The organism is Acutalibacter sp. 1XD8-33, from assembly GCF_003612555.1.
Classification (GTDB): domain Bacteria; phylum Bacillota; class Clostridia; order Oscillospirales; family Acutalibacteraceae; genus Acutalibacter.
Genome location: NZ_RAZF01000005.1, coordinates 123,191 through 142,450, shown reverse-complemented (window position 1 = coordinate 142,450; position 19,260 = coordinate 123,191). Strand labels below are relative to the sequence as shown.

Genomic DNA, 19,260 nt, shown 5'->3' with positions numbered 1-19,260 from the left:
TTTTATATGGGCGCGTGGGTGCGCGCGCTGGCTGATTGCGGCACACGGCGCCAAGCGAGTGCGAGGCGTAGGCTGGGTTTCGCCGTGTGACATGAGTTTTGCGGTGTTTAAGGGCAAGACCTTGGGACGTTGTCCCAAACCCTACCAGGGGCCTAACGCCCCTGGACCGCGTAATATGTTGTGGCTATGCGAAAACCGTAAAACGTTCACGACGAACGATAGTGAGGAGTGGGTAAAAGTTTCGCCCGCCTTTTCAAAGGCGGCAGGGGTTTGGGGACAGAGTCCCCAAGGTCTTAAGAGAAATTATACTCCGCAAGCGAAGGAAAGTCAACGGGAGGAGGAACTATGAAATTTCTGAAATACGCCATCGTATGGCTGGCCCTGGCGGGGGCGGTCTGTGCCGTCTGGTTGCTGGGGCCGCCGGAGAAAACCGCGCCGCCGTCCCCCGAAGCAACGCCTTCCGCCGCCACGCCCGCCCCGGCGGAAGCGGTCCTCAGCCTGCCGAGCCCCCCCGCCCGGGAGGAGCTGGCGGGCGTTTGGGTGCCCTATATGGCTTTGGCAGCGAAGGAGCACACCCGGGAGGCCTTTGAGACCAATTTCAAATCCATCGCGGACAGCGCAAAAGAAAAAGGGCTCAACGCCCTCTTCGTCCACGTGCGGGCCTTCTGCGATGCCCTATACCCCTCGGAGCTGTACCCTTGGTCCCATTTGCTCACGGGAACCCAGGGGAAGGATCCGGGGTTTGACCCCCTGGACTTCATGGTGGACTACGCCCACGGCCTGGGGCTGGAGTTCCACGCCTGGATCAATCCCTTGCGGGTGCGCACGGCGGAGACCCCGGCGGAGCTTTCCGGGGACAACCCCTACCAGAGCCTCAGCGGGGAGTATCCCTACTATTTCATGGAGTGGGAGAGCGGCGTGTACTTGAACCCAGCGTATCCCTATGTGCGGACGCTGATTGCCAAGGGGGCGGCGGAGATCGCGGAGAAGTACCCAGTGGACGGGATCCACTTCGACGACTATTTCTACCCCGCCCAGGATCCCGCTTTGGATGAGGAGTCCTATGGGCTGTATCGGGAATCGGTGTCTGAGCCCCTGTCCCTAGAGGAGTGGCGGGCGGCCAACATCGACGCCATGGTGGCCGAGGTATACGACCGGGTCAAGGCCGCGCGGCCGGAAGCGGAGTTCGGGATTTCTCCCCAGGGGAACGTGGAGAACGACTCCCTCATGGGCGCGGACGTGGCGGCGTGGTGCGCGGCGCCTGGATATCTGGATTACATTTGCCCCCAGCTGTACTACGCCTTCGAGAACCCGGTGCTCAACTACACCCAGGCTTTAGAGAAGTGGCAAAGCCTGCAAAAGCATGAGGGATTAAAGCTGTATGTGGGACTGGCCCTGTACAAGGCGGGGGATGAAGAGCAGGGGGAGAACTGGGCCGGCGGTGATATCATCAGCCGACAGATTGAAGCGGCCAGGGCTGTGGAGTGCAGCGGCGTGGTACTTTATAGTTGCGACTATCTGGACGCCGGCCAGACGCAAGAGGAGATGCGCCGGGCAGAAGAGACTTTGGCGGACATTGCGCAGAGAAGGGAGGACTAAAAGCCCCATGGGCGGGGGAGACCAGGTCCTCAGTGGTGGAAGTTGCCTTCAAACATAGTAAACGCACTTTACAATCGGTAAAACCGATTGTAAAGCTGGGCGGCTGAGGAGGTCGTGACCTCCCCGCCTGGTTCAAAAGAGGTATACCTCTTTTAAACTGCGTTAACTATAACACCGGGAACAAGCACTCAAAATGCCTGTTCCCGGTGTCGAGATTACAAAGTTTTATTCCCTTTTTCAAGGGAATAAGGGCTACACCCGCAGATTCATCCGCCGGTCCGCCTGCATCCTCTGGAGATACCCTTTGGGGGCCACCTGGAAGTTCTTCAGGAACTTGTTCACCTCCGCCAGCTCCTTTTTACTGGAGGGGGTGAACCGCAGCAGGTCCGCCAGATTCTTCTGGTCCGTCGCCGTATGCTGGAAGAGAATATCGGCGGAGATCCGCTTTTCTCCCAACATGGCCCAGACCGTGGCGGTCAGGGGGTTCTCCGGGTCGAACTTGCTATAGTCCATATGCTCCGTAGTGAGCCCGTCGCTGATGGAGAGCGGGACGCCCTCCATGCCGCCGTTTCCCCCGGACTGGTAGAACCACCGGAAGTCCTCCGGGGGGACCATGTCGAAGTCCAGAATCCACTTGGGTTCCAGAGCCCGCAGCCCGCCGGGGATGTAGTCTCCCTCTCCGGAAACCGCCGAGTTAAAATTGTAACAGCTGTTCTTCCCCAGCGCCTGATAGTCCGGAATCTGGAACCGGTCGAAGCCCTTGGAGGCCGCCATCTCCTCCGCTTTGCCAGTAATGGCGGCAATGGCGCTCTCGCTTTTATAATAGTAATCGGCGTTGTAATAATGCCAATTGCGCTGATTGTTCATCTCGCCGGTGACGTGCCCTCTGCCCTCAGCCTGGTTGTGGGCCACCGCAGACTTCAAAATGCTGGACCGGAAGTGGTCGTAGGCCACAGACAGCTCCGCCTCGTCAAAGCCCTTCAGGGCCTGGAAAGGATACTGTTTCTCCTTGCATATGCCGATGAACCGGTCCGCCAGGCGCTGAAAGGCGGCGGCCAGCCCATCCTCATCCATCTTCCCCTCAAAAAACTGGTCCGCTAGCTTCTCCATCTCCTGGTCCATGGCCCGGAGATCCTCGCCTATCTTCGAGTTTGCGCCGGTATTTTGGAAGAACATCTCCTTGACGCCCTCCAGCTGTTTCCAGTGGGGCTGGTTTACGTCGATCTTGACCCAGGCATCGGAATTCAGCTCTTCCTGGGTGAGGGGGCGCTTTTCAGCCAGGGGGATGCTCACAGGCTGGGCAGGGCTATATGTACTGGAAACGCTGTTGATGGGGTTTGTCATGGGATTTCCTCCTCTTTTGGGGTGTATTTTCGGTTATATATGAAAGCCTCCGAACTGCGGCGCCTTTCGCTGGACCAGGTCCTTGCCGCCCCGTACTCGCTGGATGAGCTGGCTCATCAGGTTCCGGTCGATTTTGCAGGACCCCGTTATAAATTTGTTGACCTCATCCGCAAAGGCGTCTCTGCACTGCTGGGCAAAGGCCTCGATCTCCACCTGGGAGGCTCCCCGGTTTATCAGGGCTCTCAGGGCTTTCGACTGTTTTCTGAGGGCCATGGCAACGGCGTTCCCGCGCTCCTCGCGGCTGGTGACTGTCTCTGTGTATCTGGCAAGGCCGGCGTTCAGGTCGTCATACTCCTGTTTGGAAATTTCCCCGGCGGAAAACGCCTGGTCAATCTGCCTGCCGATCTCGCCGAAATGCTGGGCCATCCTGTCCCGGTCCTTGATAAAGCCATAGCCGATCTGGGAATCTACGCGGAAAGCCCTCTCATCCATCAGAAAGGAGAGGTTCCTGGCCTTTTCCGAGACGTTGTCATAGGTGAAGCTGGTGGAAAGCACGGCCCCTTCATGGGGATCATAGGACAGCTCTTCCAACGTCCTCAGACCGTGGCCTTTGCTGAGCTCCACGGTGTCAAAGCGGCTGTGGAGGATGCTGTCCGCCGCCTTCTCCATGGCTTCCGGGGAGAGGGAGGGGGCCGGCCCGCTGGTTCCCTGGCGCCTGCGGCTGTTGGTGATGGCGTATCCCCCGGCACAGTCAATGGGTTTTATATTCATAGAAAGCGCTTCCTTCCAGGATGTTCTAATAAAAATATCGGCAGGAACGGACGAAAAATAAGAACCTGTACCGATAGGCAGTTCGTTTTCCAGAAAGAAGCCGCCCCCTTTTTGGGAGCGGACTTCTGTTCCAAAAAGCAATCAGGCCCGGATCTCCGCCTTGATCTTCCCCAGAGCGCCCTTTTCCAGCCGGGAGACCTGGGCCTGGGAGATGCCCACCTGCCCGGCCACCTCCATCTGGGTCTTGCCGTCGATGAAGCGCATGGAGAGGATCCGCTTTTCCCGGTCGCTGAGGTTGTGGATGGCCTGCTTGATGGCGATCTCCTCCAGCCAGTCCTGGTCGTTTCCGTCGCCCACCTGGTCCATGATGTAGACCGGGTCGCCGCCGTCGGAGAAGGTGGGCTCGTAGAGGGAGACCGGCTCCACGATGGCCTCCAGGGCCACCACCACGTCCTCCCGCTTCAGATCCAGCTCCTCCGCGATCTCCTCCACCGAGGGCTCCCGGCCGTTTTTGGCGGTGAGGCGCTCCTTGCACTGGATGGCCTTGTAGGCGGTGTCCCGCATGGACCGGCTGACCCGCACGGAGTTGTTGTCCCGGAGAAAGCGGCGCACCTCCCCGATGATCATGGGCACCCCGTAGGTGGAAAACTGCACCCCCTGGCTCACGTCGAAGTGGTCGATGGCCTTCATCAGCCCGATGCACCCCACCTGGAACAGGTCGTCCGGGTTTTCGCCACGGTTCCCAAAGCGCTGGATCACGCTGAGCACCAGCCGCAGGTTCCCCGCGATCAGCTTTTCCCGGGCCTCCTTGTCGCCGTCGTGGCTGCGGATCAGTAGCTCCCGCATTTCGCCGCTTTTCAGCACCTTCAGTTTCGATGTGTTTACCCCGCATATTTCAACCTTGCCCTGCATAAGAACACCTCCGTTGGTTATCTCTTCAGGGATATTCTCTGCCTATCCCGGGAATTTTAAACAAGGCGCTCTCCGCCGTTATGGCGGGGAAAAACCTGCCATATAGAAGAATTTCCTATATGGGAGGCCTGAAATAGGCGGGAGAAAAAATTTCTCCGCCTCAGTTTTGGGGAGCGGCCAAAGGACTGTTTCCGGTTCCCGCGATATAGGTCAGATGATCTCCCAAGCGCTCTAGGTTGGACACCATATTGATGAAAACCCCGCTGCACTCCGGCTTGCACTCTCCCAGGTTCAGCCTGCGGATATGGTTGTCGATGAATTGCCTGCGCAGACCGTCCACCCGGTCCTCCGCCTGATCCACCCGGTTCAACAGCGCGGAGTCCTTTGTAACAAGATATTCCTTTGTAAGCGCGTATAGCTCTTCCACCTGGGCGACCATCTCGTCCAGCTCACTGCAACCCGTTTTTGTAAATTGGAGGTTCTGGGCAAGAGTTCTGACAGTGTATTTGGTGAAATTATCCGCTATTTCTCCGATCCTCATCACATCCCCCACATCGTTGTAGAGCTTGGAGATGCTCTGTTCTTCAGAAATCCTGCTCTGGGCAGAGAGGCGGATCAGATAGTTGATGATGCCCTGGGCGGTGGCGTTCGCCTCATCAATCTTTTTCTGGGTAGGCGCAATCTGGGATTTGTCCCGGGCCTGAAAGGAACGGTAGGCGGCGCGGAAGGCGTCCATGGCGGCGTCCGCCAGCAGCACCAGCTCTTTCTCCAGGTGGGAAATTGCCAGAGAAGGGGAAGAGAGAATGCGTTCGTCCAGGTATGTGGAAACCCGCCGGGGCTCGCGCTCTGGAATCAGCAGCTGAGAAACTTTGACAAACAGGCCGCAGAAAGGCAGGAACAAAACCGTACAGGCCAGATTGAAAAAGGTGTGGAACATGGCGATCTGAGTGGCTACAGAGGGGAACCACCGCTGGAATGTGTTGGCCATGAAGCCCGGCCAGCAGATCAGCAGCACCAGGAAAATTCCCGAGCCAAAGGTGTTGAACAGAAGGTGGATCAATCCCGCCCGTTTGGCATTGGTTCCGGCGGTGGCGGAGGACATCAGGGCCGTGACGCAGGAGCCGATATTGGTGCCTAAAATCAGGTAGAGGACCTCGTTGCCTCCGGTGCCCACGGTCAGCCCGGCTACAGACATGGCGATAATTACCGAGGTGGTGGCTGAACTGGACTGGACCAGAGCGGTGAGGACAATCCCCGCGAGAAACAGCAAAAAGGGATTGGTTACTGTCTCGAAAACGCTCTGGATGGCGTCCCGGTTGGCCTTCATGGCGTCTGACATCATCCCCAGTCCGGAAAAAATCAGCCCCAGCCCCGCCAGGATCATGCCGCTCCGCTTTAGGCTGTCGCTTTTGCAGGCCATGTCCATCATGATGCCCGCGAAAATCAGAAGCTGGATATAGGTGGTGAATGGAAAAGCGCTGAGGGCGGCGATCTGGGCGGTGATGGTGGTGCCGATGTTTGCGCCCATAATCATGGCGGCAGCTTGGTACAAGTTCACCACGCCCACGTTTACAAAGCCCACAATCAGTACTGTGGTCACGCCGGAGCTTTGAATCAGCGCCGTGGCCGCCGCGCCGATTCCCACATTCACCAGCCGCTTGTCCGCTGTCCGCTGGAAAAGGGATTTGATCCTCTCTGTGGCAAGCTGTTCGATGTTGGCGGTAAGCAGATGCACTCCCACCAGGAACACACCGGCCCCGGCCAGCAGCCGGACCGCGAACATCGTTATCTCTGCAAGATTCATCTTCTTCCTCCTCTGAAGGTTTCCAGGAGAACAGGCCTTCACAAACATTCTGCGCCAAACCGCCGGACCCTATTTATCCAGGCACAAAAAAAGCGGGGCTTCGCCGTTGAAATCAACGGCAAAGTCCCGCTTTTTCATTACGGAACCGGATGATTCCATCGGATTGACGGCTCCGCGAACACAATCTCTGTGCAAGCTACTCCCTCTGCAGCTCTAGTGTAAAGGCTGCGGGGGAAAATGTCAAGATTTATTTTTCAGGAGGGCGTCCGAAGGCCTTGAGGAATAAACTGGCAAAGCTCCGCCGATGAAACAGTTCGCTCTTTGACAGGTTCTATCCCAGCTCCACCCTGAATACCACAGGCCCCGGAACCGGGCAGCGTCCGGCCCGCAGACGAAGGGAGCGGGACAGCGTCCCACGGTCTTGCTCAGCTCTCTGCCAGCATCATTTTCAGCTTCATGTATTGGCTGTGGACCTTCGCCTCCAGGTCCCCGCTTTCTCCGGCCTGATGCAGGCATCCACTCACTGTCTCGTCCAGGGGCGTGTAGAACTTCACGGCGTTGATCTGGTCCCGTACCCGGGAGAACTCCTGGAAGTTCTCCTCACTCATGTACTTGCCCTGGATGGGGCACTCCTTGGAGCCCGCCTCCTGGTGGAGGCTCAGCCCCGCCATGCAGGAATAGATGGGGTCCCTGCTCTGGCAGTCCTTGCTCAGGAGGTAGTCCAGCACCATAAAGGCCTCATCCGGGCACTGGGTGTTCCGGTTGATGGCGGCGAAGGTGCATACATTGGCGGTGACGCCCCCGGAGATATTGTAGGCGGGGATCAGGGTGTACTCTCCGGCGGCCTCGTTTTCTCCCAGGGAAAAATCCACGGCGGTTCCGGACTCGTCAATATACTCCATCCAGCCCGCCGTCATGTAGACGGTATCCCCCTGGGAGGGGCGGGGCTCCTCCGCCCGGAGCTTCTCCTCCGCCCGGGCCAGGAGCTCCTCCTCGGACATGGCAGGAACGTCCCGGTCATAGTCCCCCAGCTCCCCGAAAATATCGCAGAAAAAGCCGGAGCCCGCGGCGGACAGCAGGGCCGGGTCCCCGCTTTCCAGCATCTGGCTCCAGGTCATGGGCAGGTCCAGGTCCAGCTGGTACTGGGCCTTGTCATAGGCCCGCATCCGGAACTCATAGGTCACCGGCAGCAGCTGCCAGCCCTCCTGATTTTTTCCCGCCTCCATCACCTGGGGCAGCAGCTTGTCCATCTCCATATATTGGGCCTTGGCGAGGTAGCTGTCCAGGGGGAGGAACAGGTGGTTGTTCATGGCCTGCCGGGGGTATAAAAAAATCCCCTGCCCGCCGCCGGGGGAGAATGCAGAGCAGATGAACACGTCCGGACCCTTCCCGGCCATAAGCTCTGTACGCAGATAGGTCAGATAATTGTCCCGTTCGGCGTTTGCGCTTTCTTCTCCGAAAGCCGGGCGGGGGGCTATTTCATACTCAATCTGCAGGGCCTTGTTATTCCGGCCGATCACCTGGTCCAAAAACGATTGTATGTCATTGCTTGAGATATCTTCAAAAAAATCCAGACAAAGTCTTACTGTGGGCACATCGGAAGCGCTCTCCATTGCCTGCGGATTCTGGGATATCTCTTCGCCATAATCTGCTTTGCATCCAAAAAAGTTTCCAAAGATCAGGAGAGCAACAAAGATAATCAGAACTTTCTTTCGCATTTGTTACCTCGCAACTTTTGATAAATTTAGGCCCAGCCCCCAAAAAGCCAGGCCTATTCTTACAAACAAACTACTTGTTTATCTGTCAAAGACAAACATCATAGTCGTAATGATATACGACATAATTCTTTCGGCATACATTACAACGCATGTTCCATGGGGTCTTAATGTTTCCGTGCATATGCGTCCCTGATCTGTAGCTGCATCCTTCTACCCGCCTTGTTGCTTCCGTAGTACTAGGTCCGGAACTCGTGCGGTAGCCATTGTCAGAACCGCAGTAAGGACAGTAATATGCCATTGCGGATATGGTTAACAAACCCACAACCACCACCAAGGCCAACAGAAGGGCCACAAAACGTTTTGCTTTCATTTTCTTCACCCTTTCTCTGCACTTTGTAAACAAACGCTCATTTTTATGATAAGCTGCGCATTTTCATGCAACTTATCAACAAATCAAATTCACCTCCCTTCATTTTTTCTTGTTATTATTATAATACTTTTTCCAAAATTTGTCAATAAAATCCTTGTTTATTTCTCTCTATGGACACTCCCCTTGACCTGCCGCGCGGTTTGTAGTAGAATGTTTTCTATAAAGGAGGGACGAACATGAACATCGATCTGAATCTGGAAATCAGCCGTCTGCTGGAATACGGCGTTCAGCAGGGGCTCATGGTCCGGGAGGACCGGGCCTGGGCCGCCAACCGCCTGTTGGCTCTGCTGGAGGCTCCCGCCTTCACCCCGGTTCCTGTGGAGGAGCATCTCCCCTGCCCCGCCGGGCCTTTGGAGCGCCTGTGCGATTACGCCGTGGAAAAGGGCCTCATCCGGCAGGATACCCGGGATGCCCGGGACCAGTTCGACACGGAGCTCATGGCCTGCCTGACCCCCCGGCCCTCGGAGGTCTGCGGCCGCTTTCGGGAGCTCTACGCCCAGAGCCCCAAGGCCGCCACGGACTACTACTACCACCTCAGCCGGGCCAGCAACTACATCCGGGTGGACCGGATCGAGAAGGACCGGATGTGGACCGCCCCCACCCCCTACGGCGATCTGGTGATCACCATCAACCTCTCCAAGCCCGAGAAGGACCCCAAGGCCATCGCCGCCGCCAAAAACGCCCCCCAGACCGGCTATCCCCCCTGCGCCCTCTGCCGGGAAAACGAGGGCTACAAGGGCAGCGCCAACCAGGCCCCACGGGGCAACCACCGCCTCATCCCCCTGGACCTGTGCGGGGAGCGCTGGTTCCTCCAGTACTCCCCCTATGTGTACTACAACGAGCACTGCATCGTCCTCAGCGAGGAGCACCGGCCCATGAAGGTGAGCCGGGACACCTTCCGGCGGCTGCTGGAGTTCGTCACCCTTCTGCCCCACTATTTCCTGGGGTCTAACGCCGACTTGCCCATTGTGGGCGGCTCCATCCTCACCCACGACCACTTCCAGGGGGGCAATTATGAATTCCCCATGGCGAAGGCCCCCCTGCGGGAGGAGCTCTCCTTCCCAGGCTTTGAAGGGGTGAAGGCCGGCATTGTCAACTGGCCCATGTCCGTGATCCGCCTGCGCTGCGGGAATAAGGCTCCCCTGGTGGACCTTGCGGACCGCCTGCTGGCCGCCTGGCGGGGATACAGCGATCCCAGCGTAGAAATTCTCGCCCAGAGCGGGGGCGTCCCCCACAATACCATCACCCCCATCGCCCGCCGCCGGGGGGAGGATTTCGAGCTGGACCTGGTCCTGCGGAACAACCGCACCACAGAGGAGCACCCACTGGGCCTGTTCCACCCCCACGCCCAGTACCACCACATCAAAAAGGAGAACATCGGCCTCATTGAGGTGATGGGGCTGGCGATTCTGCCCCCCCGGCTTCTCACGGAGACCCGGCTGCTGGAGCAGGCCCTCCGGGAGCCGGAGCGGGCCGGGGAGATTCTCTCCCGCCCGGAGATGGAGAAGCACCTGCCCTGGCATGAGGAGCTGAAGGCCCAGAATCTGGAAAATGGGCAGGTCGCCCGGGCCATCCAGGAGAGCGTGGGGCAGATCTTTGCCCGGATTCTGGGCAACGCCGGCGTGTTCCAGGACGACGAGGCCGGCCGGGTCGCTTTCCGCCGGTTCTGTGCCGGGGCGGTTCAGCCATGATCACCCGCTACCCAGTCTCCTGGACCAGTCGGCTGCTGGGGCTGCTGTTTCCCTCCCACTGCCTGCTCTGCGGCAAAAATGTCCGGCCGGGGGAGCTCTTCTGCCCGGACTGCGCCGCTTCTCCGCCCCAGAGCCCCTGCCGCCGGGTGATTTCCCTGCCCGACGGCGGGGAAATGCCGGTGCTTTCTCCCTTTCCCTATGAAGAGGGCTACCGGAATACCCTGCACGAATTCAAATTCCGGGGCCGGACTTCCCTGGCTCAGCCATTGGGCTTTCTTATGGCCCAAGAGGCCCGGGAATTTCCCAACGCCTTTTCCGGTGTGGTCTTTGTGCCGCTGCATAAAACCGGCCGGCGGAAACGAGGCTATGACCAGAGCCGTCTGCTGGCCGAGGCAATGGCCTGGGAGCTGGGCCTGCCTGTGACGGCCGCTCTGGAAAAAATCCGGCTGACCCAGACCCAGCATGAACTGAATCCGGGAGAGCGGGAGAAGAATGTTCTGGGCGCCTACGCCGTCAAGAAGGGGGCGGATATAGACGGGCGGCATCTCCTGCTGGTGGATGATATCGTCACCACCGGAAATACGCTGCGCCAGTGCGCCCAGGAACTGTTCGCCGCCGGAGCCCGTTCGGTGTGCGCGGTATGCGCCGCGGACGCGGACAAGAAGCTGAAACTGAAAGGAGCGTGAACCCCATGGATATGGAAAAAATCCGCCGGGCGGTACGGGATATTCTGGAAGCGGTGGGCGAGGACCCTGACCGGGAGGGCCTTCGGGAAACCCCCGACCGGGTGGCCCGGATGTACGGGGAGATCTTCTCCGGTCTGGATGCCGACACCAAAGAACACCTGAAGATCTTCCAGGAGTCCGGAAAGCACGACGAGCTGGTCTTTGTAAAAGACATTCCCCTTTATTCTGTGTGTGAGCACCACCTGCTTCCCTTCATCGGGAAAGCCCATATCGCCTATATTCCTAAGGACGGCCGGATTATCGGCCTCTCCAAGTTCTCCCGGGTCGTGGACTGCTTTGCCCGCCGCCCCCAGGTGCAGGAGCGGCTCACCGGGCAGATCGCGGACTTTCTCTATGACAATCTGGCCCCCCGGGGGGTGGCGGTGTTTATTGAGGCGGAACACCTCTGCATGACCATGCGGGGGGCCCGGGCCGCGGGGTCCCGGACCCAGACCTCCGCCCTGCGGGGCTGTATGCGCTCGGATGCCCGCACCCGAGCGGAGGTTACCGCGCTGCTGGGGGGCGGATAAATGACGGATTTCCCCACAGATAAGTTCTGGCGGGACGTGCTGGCGCAGGACCGGGAGGCCCTGCCGGGATGGTTCGCGCCGGAAGCTCACATAAACTGGCACTGCACCAACGAGCGTTTTACCGCCGGCGAATATATCCGCGCCAACTGCGAATACCCTGGCTCTTGGAATGGTCAGGTCCAGCGGGAGCTTTGGGCTGGAGACGCGCTTGTTACCATCACGCGTGTATACAACGCGGACAAGTCCATATCCTGTCATGTAACCAGCGTGTTTACCTTTCGCGCCGGAAAGATCCTGTCTCTGGACGAGTATTGGGCGGATGACGGACCGCCGCCCCAGTGGCGGCAGGCAATGGGGATAGGAGAAAAAATCATATGAGTGAACTTCAGTTTTGCGCGGGGGGAAAGGTTTTCCCCCTCACCCGCACCTATGTGATGGGCATTCTCAACGTAACCCCCGACTCCTTCTCCGACGGGGGAAAATACCTGGACCCGGAAAGAGCTCTGGCCCGGGCCCTGGAGATGAAGGGGGAGGGCGCGGACATTATCGACATCGGCGGGCAGTCCACCCGGCCGGGATACACGCCTGTCTCTCCAGAGGAGGAATGGCGCCGGATCGGGGCCCTTCTCCCGGCGGTGGCCCGGGACACGGGGCTGGCGGTCTCCGTGGATACCTTCTATCCCTGGGTGGCGGAGAAGGCCCTGGCCGCCGGGGCCCATATCATTAACGACGTGTCCGGATTTGGCCCGGAGATGATGCGGGCGGTTTCCGGCTCCCGCTGTGGATGCATTGTTATGCATCCTGGAGACGAAAGGCCCGGGGATATCCTTCCCCGGGTGCGGGAATTTTTCCAGACACGGTTGGAGGCCGCCCAAAAAGCGGGGATCTCCCCGGAGGAGCTCTGCTTTGACCCGGGAATCGGGTTTGGCAAGACGATGGAGGAAAACCTGCGCCTGATCGCTGGGGTGGGGGAGACGAAACTCCCTGGCCGCGCTTTCCTTATGGCGGCCTCCCGGAAGCGGGTGACCGGATTCCTCTGCGGCAACCCGCCCTTTGAGCAGCGCCTGCCCGCCACCCTTGCCGCCCATACCGCTGCCGTTCTGGCCGGGGCGGATCTCGTTCGGGTACACGATGTAAAGGAAGCCGTCCAGGCCGCGCGTATGGCCGACGGTCTGAAAGGAGCTTATTTTGGATAAAATTATCATCGCCGGGCTGGAAATTTTCGCCTGTCATGGGGTGAATCCCGAGGAAAAGGAGAACGGCCAGGTCTTTCTGCTGGATATTACCCTTATGGCCGACCTGAGCCGGGCCCGGCATAGCGACAAGCTGGATGACACGGTGAACTACGCCGCCGTGCGTAAAACCGTGCATAGGGTATTCACCGGAGCCAAATACGATCTGATTGAGCGGGCCGCCCAAGCGGTATGCGAGGGGATTCTCTCAGAGCATCCTTTGGTCCAGGAGGTTTGCCTGCGCCTGAAAAAGCCGGAGGCCCCCATGAACGCGAAATTCGACTATGTGGCAGTAGAGATCACCGAAAAGCGTGGGAAAGGGGGCGCCTTGGAATGAAAGCTGTGTTGGGGCTGGGGAGTAATTTGGGAAACCGGGAGGAAATCTTGGCCGAAGCCATTACCCGGTTGGAGAATTTGGAGGCGACAAGGCTGCTGGCTCTCTCCAATCTGTATGAAACCGCGCCCTTTGACGTGCCCTCCCCCCAGGGGGACTATCTGAACTGCTGTGTTCTTTTGGAGACAGCCCTCCCCCCGGAAGCGCTTTTGGAGCGCTGTTTGGACATCGAGGCCCAGCTGGGCCGCGTCCGCAAGGAACGCCATGGAGCCCGCACCATTGACATTGACCTGCTGCTCTGCGAGGGTTTTTCCAGCACCTCCCAAACGCTCACGGTGCCTCATCCGGGTATTTTGAAGCGGGCCTTTGTGATGGTGCCCCTTTCGGATCTTTTTCCTATGAAAACGGCGTTGGGTCTGGACTTTGGACCAGCCTATGAGGCGATTGATAAAACCGGCGTCCGGCTGTACAAATAAGGGCACGTTCCGCCGGTGATGGTGGGCTGTGAATACAGGCTCTGAATCCGGCGTTTCTACCAATGATTTTAGCGGTGATCTTTCCTGATCGTTTGGAAAGCGCCGCTTTTTGCTTTGGTTCCTGGCGTTTTAGGTGTTATACCTTGAGAAGCCGTACCAAGCGGCGTTTGTATTCCCTTTTCCGGCAAATTCAGCCGGGAAGCGGCATTGTGAAAACTTGCCAATCACCAGATTGTCGACGTTTTCACGCCTTGCTCTCCACTGAATTTGCTCGAAAATCGGAACACAAATCCTATCGGTACAGCTTTTGAAAAATTATTTGAGGCAGCGCCTATATAGGCGCTGGCCGGACAAAGCGTAGAAGCAGAAGCGGGCGCGAAAAAAATGCATTTTTTGGGGGAATTTAGTCTTGATTTTGCTCATCCAATTTGTTAAGCTGGTATTATAGTTCACGCGATTCAAAAGAGGTGGTATACCGATTTTCAAGTGCGTTTGCTATACCGCGGTGAAAGTCCCATGGGGGAAATTATCCTGAGAGGAGAATTCCTTATGAATGAATTGGAAAAATTAGGACAGGATTTGGCTCGGCTGGGCGTAAAGTCTGGCGATGCGGTGCTGGTACATTCCTCTATGAAAGCACTGGGAACCGGCCTGACTCCAGAGCAGGTTCTGGACTGCCTGCAAACCTTCCTGGGAGAAGAGGGCACTTTGCTGGTGCCGGCGCTCACCTACGAAAACGTGAACCAGGAGCATCCGAAGTTTGACAGCCAAGAGACGCAGCCCTGTATCGGTCTGCTGCCCAGGACCTTCTGGAAAATGCCCGGCGTGGAGCGCAGTACGCATCCCACGCATTCGGTGTGCGCCCGGGGACGGCTGGCCCACCGGCTCACCGTAGGCCATGAGATGGACGACACCGCCGTGGGGCCCCACTCGCCCTTTATGCAGCTGGCGGTGGTGGGAGGCAAGCTGCTCTTTATCGGGGACGTGCTGGAGGCCTGTACCTTCATGCACGGGATCGAGGCCATTGTAAAGCCGCCCTGCCTGCGAGAGACGCCGGAAACCTATCTTGTCAACGGAGAGGCGCGGCGGTATATCGGAATGTCGGACTTCGGCTGGGGGTCGGAATTCCAGCGGATTGGAGACATTCTGGAGGAGCCGGATATCCGCCGGGGGAAATTGCTGGAAGCCAATGCATATCTTATTGATGCCCGGGCCCTGCTGGCCGTGGGACTGATGAAAATGCGGGCGGAGCCTTACAGCTTTGTGACGGATATTTCTCAGTGGATCTAGAACTGGATTTTGCGAAAAAAGGCTCCCTCGTGTGAGGGAGCCCCTCGGCTTGGAAAATCAGAGCTTTTCCCGGCTCGGTCGGTTCGCGGCTTAGTCTGCAATATTTGGCTTTGCCAAGTATCCGGCGGAACGCTCACCCCACACCCGGCGAGCTTTTAAGACTTTTACGCTGACCAGATGGATCGGTTAATGCCAACCAGGGTAAAAGGTTTTGAGGATTCTTAGGGAACTTTTTTCAAAAAGTTCCCTAAGCCGCCGGAGGCGGTCAATACTCTTAAAAACCATAAAATGATACAGGAGGATATTCATGGATCGATTTGAAAAGATCTCCAGCCAAGGAAAAATGAATGTGACGGAAATTTGGAGGGATAGGGAAACCGGCGTCCTTTACCTTTTCCACAAAGATGGATATGCGGGGGGCCTTACACCTTTGCTGGATAAGGACGGGAAACCTGTTGTGTCCTGCCCAGAATATAGTTAATTAAGTTCAAAAGAATCTTTTGAACTAGGCGGGGAGGCCGCGACCTTCTCAGCCGCCTAGCTTGAAAATCGGTATATACCGATTTTCAAGTGTGTTTACTATAACACAAATCCTATCGGTACAGCTTCAAAAAATCGGCTTTGTCGGTTCTTAAGTTAGTTTACGATAAAGTGGCTTTCTGGATGGTCTACTCACAAATTTGGAAAAGAGCATAAAAGCAAAACCGCCACTCGCCTGAGTGACGGTTTTGCTCTGTCTTATTATGCCTAATAATAGTTCACGCCACCCGGCTTAAAAAGCGGTATATACCGCTTTTCAAGTGCGTTTATTATACCACGCCCTGGGCGATCATGGCGTCCGCGACCTTTACAAAGCCCGCGATGTTCGCGCCCACCACGTAGTTCTTCTCGTGACCATACTGCTCGGAGGCGGCGTCCGCGTTGGCAAAAATATTTTCCATAATGCCCTTGAGCTTCTGGTCCACCTCGTCGAAGGTCCAGGAGAGGCGCTGGCTGTTCTGGCTCATCTCCAGGGCGGAGGTGGCCACACCGCCGGCATTGGCGGCCTTGCCAGGCCCAAAGAGTACGCCTGCCTGCTGGAGGAGCTCAGTGGCCTCCATGGTGGTGGGCATGTTTGCGCCCTCGGCCACGGCAATGCAGCCGTTGGCAATGAGTTGCTTGGCATCCTCGGCATGGAGCTCGTTTTGGGTGGCGCAGGGCAGAGCCACGTCGCATTTTACGCTCCACACGCCCTTGCCCTCGTGGTACTGGGCATTGGGACGGTACTTGGTATATTCGGAAATCCGCTGACGGTTGACCTCCTTGATCTCCTTTACGGCGGCGATGTCAATGCCCTCGGAGTCATAGACCCAGCCGGTGGAGTCGGACATGGTGACGGGCTTCGCTCCCAGCTGAACGGCTTTCTGGGCGGCGTAGATGGCCACATTGCCCGCGCCGGAGATGGCCACGGTCTTTCCCGCGATGTCGTGGCCGTTCTTCTTCAGCATGGCGCTGGTGAAATAGAGCAGGCCGTAGCCGGTGGCCTCGGTGCGGGCCAGGGACCCGCCGTAGGTAAGGCCCTTGCCGGTGAGCACGCCCTCGAAGCTGTTTTTCAGGCGCTTGTACTGGCCGAACATGTACCCGATCTCCCGGGCCCCGGTGCCGATGTCCCCGGCGGGCACGTCGGTGTCCGCGCCGATGTGGCGGAAAAGTTCGGTCATAAAGCTCTGGCAGAAGGCCATGACCTCCCGGTCGGACTTGCCCTTGGGGTCGAAGTCGCTGCCGCCCTTGCCGCCGCCGATGGGCAGGCCTGTAAGGGAATTCTTGAAAATCTGTTCAAAGCCCAGGAATTTGATCACCGAGAGGTTCACAGAGGGATGCAGCCGCAGGCCGCCCTTATAGGGGCCGATGGCGGAGTTGAACTGCACCCGGAACGCCCGGTTCACCTGGACTTTGCCCTGGTCGTCCACCCAGGGCACCCGGAAGATAATCTGGCGCTCCGGCTCGGTAATGCGTTCCAGAATGCCATTCTGCCGATACTTGGGGTTGGCGTTGATCACAGGCTCCAGAGAGGTGAGCACCTCGGTGGCGGCCTGAAGAAACTCCGGCTCATAGGGATTTTTCTGCTTCAGCAATTCCAGCTGTTCCGATACATAAGACATAATCAATTCCTCCAAAATGCAAGTTAACAAATAAAATCCTGCAAAATTTTCTTTTATCTTAGCACAAAACAGGGAAGATTACAAGGGGTAAGCGGAAAAAAATTCGAGTTTCCGAAAAAAAGCAAAATAAAAATGCAAAATTCCTCAGAGAAGAAAGAATCTGGCTTGACAGAACCGGACAGAGTGTTTACAATATCATTGTATGCCTATTCCCATGATAGGCAGGCCAGAAAAGTTTTTGGAAGGAGAATCCTGCCAATGAGCAATAGAAACTGCTATGAATCGCCTCTTTCCGCCCGGTATGCCGGAAAGGAAATGAAATACCTGTTCTCCCCGGATAAAAAATTTCGCACCTGGCGGAGGCTGTGGGTCGCCTTGGCGGAGGCGGAACATGAGCTGGGCCTGCCCGTCACCCAGGAACAGGTGGACGAGCTCAAGGCCCACCAGGACGACATCAATTACGAGGTGGCCGAGACCCGGGAAAAGGAGGTCCGCCACGATGTAATGAGCCACGTCTACGCCTACGGCCAGCAGTGCCCCAAGGCGGCGGGCATTATCCACCTGGGGGCCACGTCCTGCTATGTGGGGGACAATACGGATATTATTATTATGACCGAGGCTCTCCGGCTCGTTCGCGATAAATTGGTAGGGGTGCTGCGGGCCCTTTATTCCTTTGCCCGGGACCACGCCGGGCTGCCCACCCTGGCCTTTACCCACTTTCAGCCGGCCCAGCCCACTACTTTGGGCAAGCGCGCTGCCCTGTGGATGCAGGACCTCTTGATGGACCTGGAGGATGTGGAGCACCAGCTCTCGAAAGCAAAGCTCCTGGGTAGCAAGGGCACTACGGGCACCCAGGCCAGCTTCCTGGAGCTTTTCGGCGGAGATCACCAAAAAGTGAAAGAGCTTGATGAAAAAATTGCAAAAAAAATGGGGTATTTCCAAAATTTCGCCGTGTCGGGACAGACCTATTCCCGAAAGCTGGACAGCCAGATGCTGAATATTTTGTCTGGAATTGCCCAGAGCGCGGCCAAGTTCTCCAATGATATCCGCCTTTTGCAGCACCTCAAGGAGGTGGAAGAGCCCTTCGAGAAGGGGCAGATCGGGTCCAGCGCCATGGCCTACAAGCGCAACCCCATGCGCACGGAGCGCATCGCCTCCCTGGCTCGGTACGTGATGGTGGACGCCCTGAACCCGGCCTTTACCATGGCGGGCCAGTGGTTCGAGCGCACCCTGGATGATTCCGCCAATAAGCGGATCAGTGTGCCCGAGGCTTTCTTGGCGGTGGACGGCATCCTCACCCTGTACGCCAACGTGGCCGGCGGCCTGGTGGTTTATCCCAAGGTGATTGAGCAGCGGCTGCGCAAGGAGTTGCCCTTCATGGCTACGGAGAACATCATGATGGACGCGGTGAAGCGGGGCGGCGACCGCCAGCAGCTCCACGAGGCCATCCGGGTCCACTCCATGGCGGCGGCCCGGGTGGTGAAGGCCGAGGGCGGCGAGAACGACCTGCTGGACCGGATCGCCGGGGACCCCCTCTTCGGCGTGGGCCGGGAGGAGCTGGAGGGCATCCTCCAGCCGGAGAAGTACGTGGGCCGGGCCCCGGAGCAGACCCGGGAGTTCCTCTCGGAAGAGGTGGACCCGGTGCTGGAGAAATATCAGAATGTGGAATCCGGGGAGGAGGAGGTCACCGTATGACGGAGCTGTACGTGCCGGAGCGCGAGGACCTCTGGTTCCGGCTGCTGCTGCTGGGGGACCCGGCCACCATGGGCTATAACCGGGGCTGCGGGCTGGAGAGCCCCACGTATCATAACGACACCGGCTGCATAGACTTTCCAGAGGAGGCCTGGGCGGATTGGCACGCCCGGTGGGTGGGCGCGGAGCCGGCCCGCTTCTACGCCTATCTGCGGCTGAGGGAGACCGGGGATTTTCTGGGCGAGGTCAATCTTTTTCAAACGGAGGGGCCCGGCGTGTATGAGATGGGCATTGTGCTGCACAGCGCCCAGCGGGGGAAGGGGTACTCCCGGGAGGGGCTCCGCCTGCTGCTGGGCCACGCCTTTGGGGCGCTGGGGGCCAAGAGGGTCACCAACTGCTTCGAGCCCGGCCGGGAGGCCGCCCTGCGCATCCATCAGGCGGCGGGGTTCCAGGTGGAAAAGGAAGAAAACGGCCTGCTGCATCTCGCCGTAAGCAGGGAAACGTATACTTTTTAAGACCTTGGGGCTTTGCCCCAAACCCCACAAACTTTTACCCACTCCTCACTTCGTTC

The 19,260-nt window shown here is 58.1% G+C and carries 18 protein-coding genes; 12 read left to right on the top strand and 6 right to left on the bottom strand.

All coding sequences use genetic code 11. From position 1 onward, the window contains the following. Nucleotides 1–345 precede the first annotated feature (345 nt). A complete protein-coding gene (locus D7X94_RS06125) occupies nucleotides 346–1,599 on the top strand; it encodes a glycoside hydrolase family 10 protein (protein ID WP_120426844.1) in 1,254 nt (417 codons plus the stop codon). 252 nt (nucleotides 1,600–1,851) lie between these two features. Here D7X94_RS06125 and D7X94_RS06120 read toward each other — a convergent pair whose 3' ends face one another. The 5 genes from D7X94_RS06120 to D7X94_RS06100 form a co-directional block, all read right to left on the bottom strand. Further along, nucleotides 1,852–2,943: a hypothetical protein gene (locus D7X94_RS06120; RefSeq protein WP_120426843.1), complete on the bottom strand. Its 1,092-nt coding sequence runs from the start codon at nucleotides 2,941–2,943 to the stop codon at nucleotides 1,852–1,854. Nucleotides 2,944–2,976: 33 nt separating this feature from the next. After that, nucleotides 2,977–3,714, bottom strand: a complete 738-nt coding sequence (locus D7X94_RS06115) for a hypothetical protein (RefSeq protein WP_120426842.1) — start codon at nucleotides 3,712–3,714, stop codon at nucleotides 2,977–2,979. A gap of 141 nt (nucleotides 3,715–3,855) precedes the next feature. Further along, nucleotides 3,856–4,626, bottom strand: coding sequence for an RNA polymerase sporulation sigma factor SigG (gene sigG, locus D7X94_RS06110; protein WP_120426841.1), 771 nt, complete (start codon nucleotides 4,624–4,626; stop codon nucleotides 3,856–3,858). Nucleotides 4,627–4,786: 160 nt separating this feature from the next. Next, nucleotides 4,787–6,430 (bottom strand): Na/Pi cotransporter family protein, encoded by a 1,644-nt coding sequence (locus tag D7X94_RS06105; protein WP_120426840.1) that lies wholly within the window; start codon nucleotides 6,428–6,430, stop codon nucleotides 4,787–4,789. A 425-nt stretch (nucleotides 6,431–6,855) separates the two neighbouring features. Beyond that, complete coding sequence (locus D7X94_RS06100) at nucleotides 6,856–8,148, bottom strand: hypothetical protein (protein ID WP_120426839.1); 1,293 nt, start codon at nucleotides 8,146–8,148, stop codon at nucleotides 6,856–6,858. A gap of 606 nt (nucleotides 8,149–8,754) precedes the next feature. Here D7X94_RS06100 and D7X94_RS06095 point away from each other — a divergent pair. The 9 genes from D7X94_RS06095 (at nucleotide 8,755) to D7X94_RS06055 (ending at nucleotide 15,337) form a co-directional block, all read left to right on the top strand. Continuing rightward, nucleotides 8,755–10,269: a UDP-glucose--hexose-1-phosphate uridylyltransferase gene (locus tag D7X94_RS06095; protein WP_120426838.1), complete on the top strand. Its 1,515-nt coding sequence runs from the start codon at nucleotides 8,755–8,757 to the stop codon at nucleotides 10,267–10,269. Beyond that, complete coding sequence (locus tag D7X94_RS06090) at nucleotides 10,266–10,955, top strand: ComF family protein (protein WP_120426837.1); 690 nt, start codon at nucleotides 10,266–10,268, stop codon at nucleotides 10,953–10,955. Before D7X94_RS06095 ends, D7X94_RS06090 begins: the two co-directional genes overlap by 4 nt. Before the next feature lie 5 nt (nucleotides 10,956–10,960). Further along, nucleotides 10,961–11,524, top strand: a complete 564-nt coding sequence (gene folE / locus D7X94_RS06085; RefSeq protein ID WP_207667179.1) for a GTP cyclohydrolase I FolE — start codon at nucleotides 10,961–10,963, stop codon at nucleotides 11,522–11,524. Further along, nucleotides 11,525–11,902 carry a nuclear transport factor 2 family protein gene (locus D7X94_RS06080; RefSeq protein ID WP_120426835.1) on the top strand — a complete coding sequence of 126 codons (378 nt, stop codon included), beginning with the start codon at nucleotides 11,525–11,527 and terminating at the stop codon, nucleotides 11,900–11,902. Continuing rightward, nucleotides 11,899–12,720, top strand: a complete 822-nt coding sequence (folP, locus tag D7X94_RS06075) for a dihydropteroate synthase (RefSeq protein ID WP_120426834.1) — start codon at nucleotides 11,899–11,901, stop codon at nucleotides 12,718–12,720. The genes D7X94_RS06080 and folP overlap by 4 nt, the downstream gene beginning before the upstream one ends. After that, on the top strand, nucleotides 12,713–13,093 hold the full coding sequence (gene folB, locus D7X94_RS06070) for a dihydroneopterin aldolase (RefSeq protein WP_120426833.1): 381 nt from the start codon (nucleotides 12,713–12,715) through the stop codon (nucleotides 13,091–13,093). The genes folP and folB overlap by 8 nt, the downstream gene beginning before the upstream one ends. Next, on the top strand, nucleotides 13,090–13,566 hold the full coding sequence (folK, locus tag D7X94_RS06065; RefSeq protein ID WP_120426832.1) for a 2-amino-4-hydroxy-6-hydroxymethyldihydropteridine diphosphokinase: 477 nt from the start codon (nucleotides 13,090–13,092) through the stop codon (nucleotides 13,564–13,566). Before folB ends, folK begins: the two co-directional genes overlap by 4 nt. A 549-nt stretch (nucleotides 13,567–14,115) precedes the next feature. Then, a complete protein-coding gene (locus tag D7X94_RS06060; protein WP_158590915.1) occupies nucleotides 14,116–14,856 on the top strand; it encodes an AAC(3) family N-acetyltransferase in 741 nt (246 codons plus the stop codon). Nucleotides 14,857–15,163: 307 nt separating this feature from the next. After that, complete coding sequence (locus tag D7X94_RS06055) at nucleotides 15,164–15,337, top strand: DUF6440 family protein (RefSeq protein WP_120426830.1); 174 nt, start codon at nucleotides 15,164–15,166, stop codon at nucleotides 15,335–15,337. Between the two features lie 328 nt (nucleotides 15,338–15,665). Here the strand turns inward: D7X94_RS06055 and gdhA are convergent, their stop codons facing one another. Continuing rightward, the gene (gene gdhA / locus D7X94_RS06050) at nucleotides 15,666–16,997 is read right to left on the bottom strand and encodes an NADP-specific glutamate dehydrogenase (protein ID WP_120426829.1); all 1,332 of its coding nucleotides are present in this window, start codon (nucleotides 16,995–16,997) and stop codon (nucleotides 15,666–15,668) included. A 258-nt stretch (nucleotides 16,998–17,255) separates the two neighbouring features. Here gdhA and purB point away from each other — a divergent pair, with 258 nt between their 5' ends. Next, nucleotides 17,256–18,692 carry an adenylosuccinate lyase gene (gene purB, locus D7X94_RS06045; RefSeq protein WP_120426828.1) on the top strand — a complete coding sequence of 479 codons (1,437 nt, stop codon included), beginning with the start codon at nucleotides 17,256–17,258 and terminating at the stop codon, nucleotides 18,690–18,692. Then, nucleotides 18,689–19,204: a GNAT family N-acetyltransferase gene (locus D7X94_RS06040; RefSeq protein WP_120426827.1), complete on the top strand. Its 516-nt coding sequence runs from the start codon at nucleotides 18,689–18,691 to the stop codon at nucleotides 19,202–19,204. The genes purB and D7X94_RS06040 overlap by 4 nt, the downstream gene beginning before the upstream one ends. Nucleotides 19,205–19,260 lie beyond the last annotated feature (56 nt).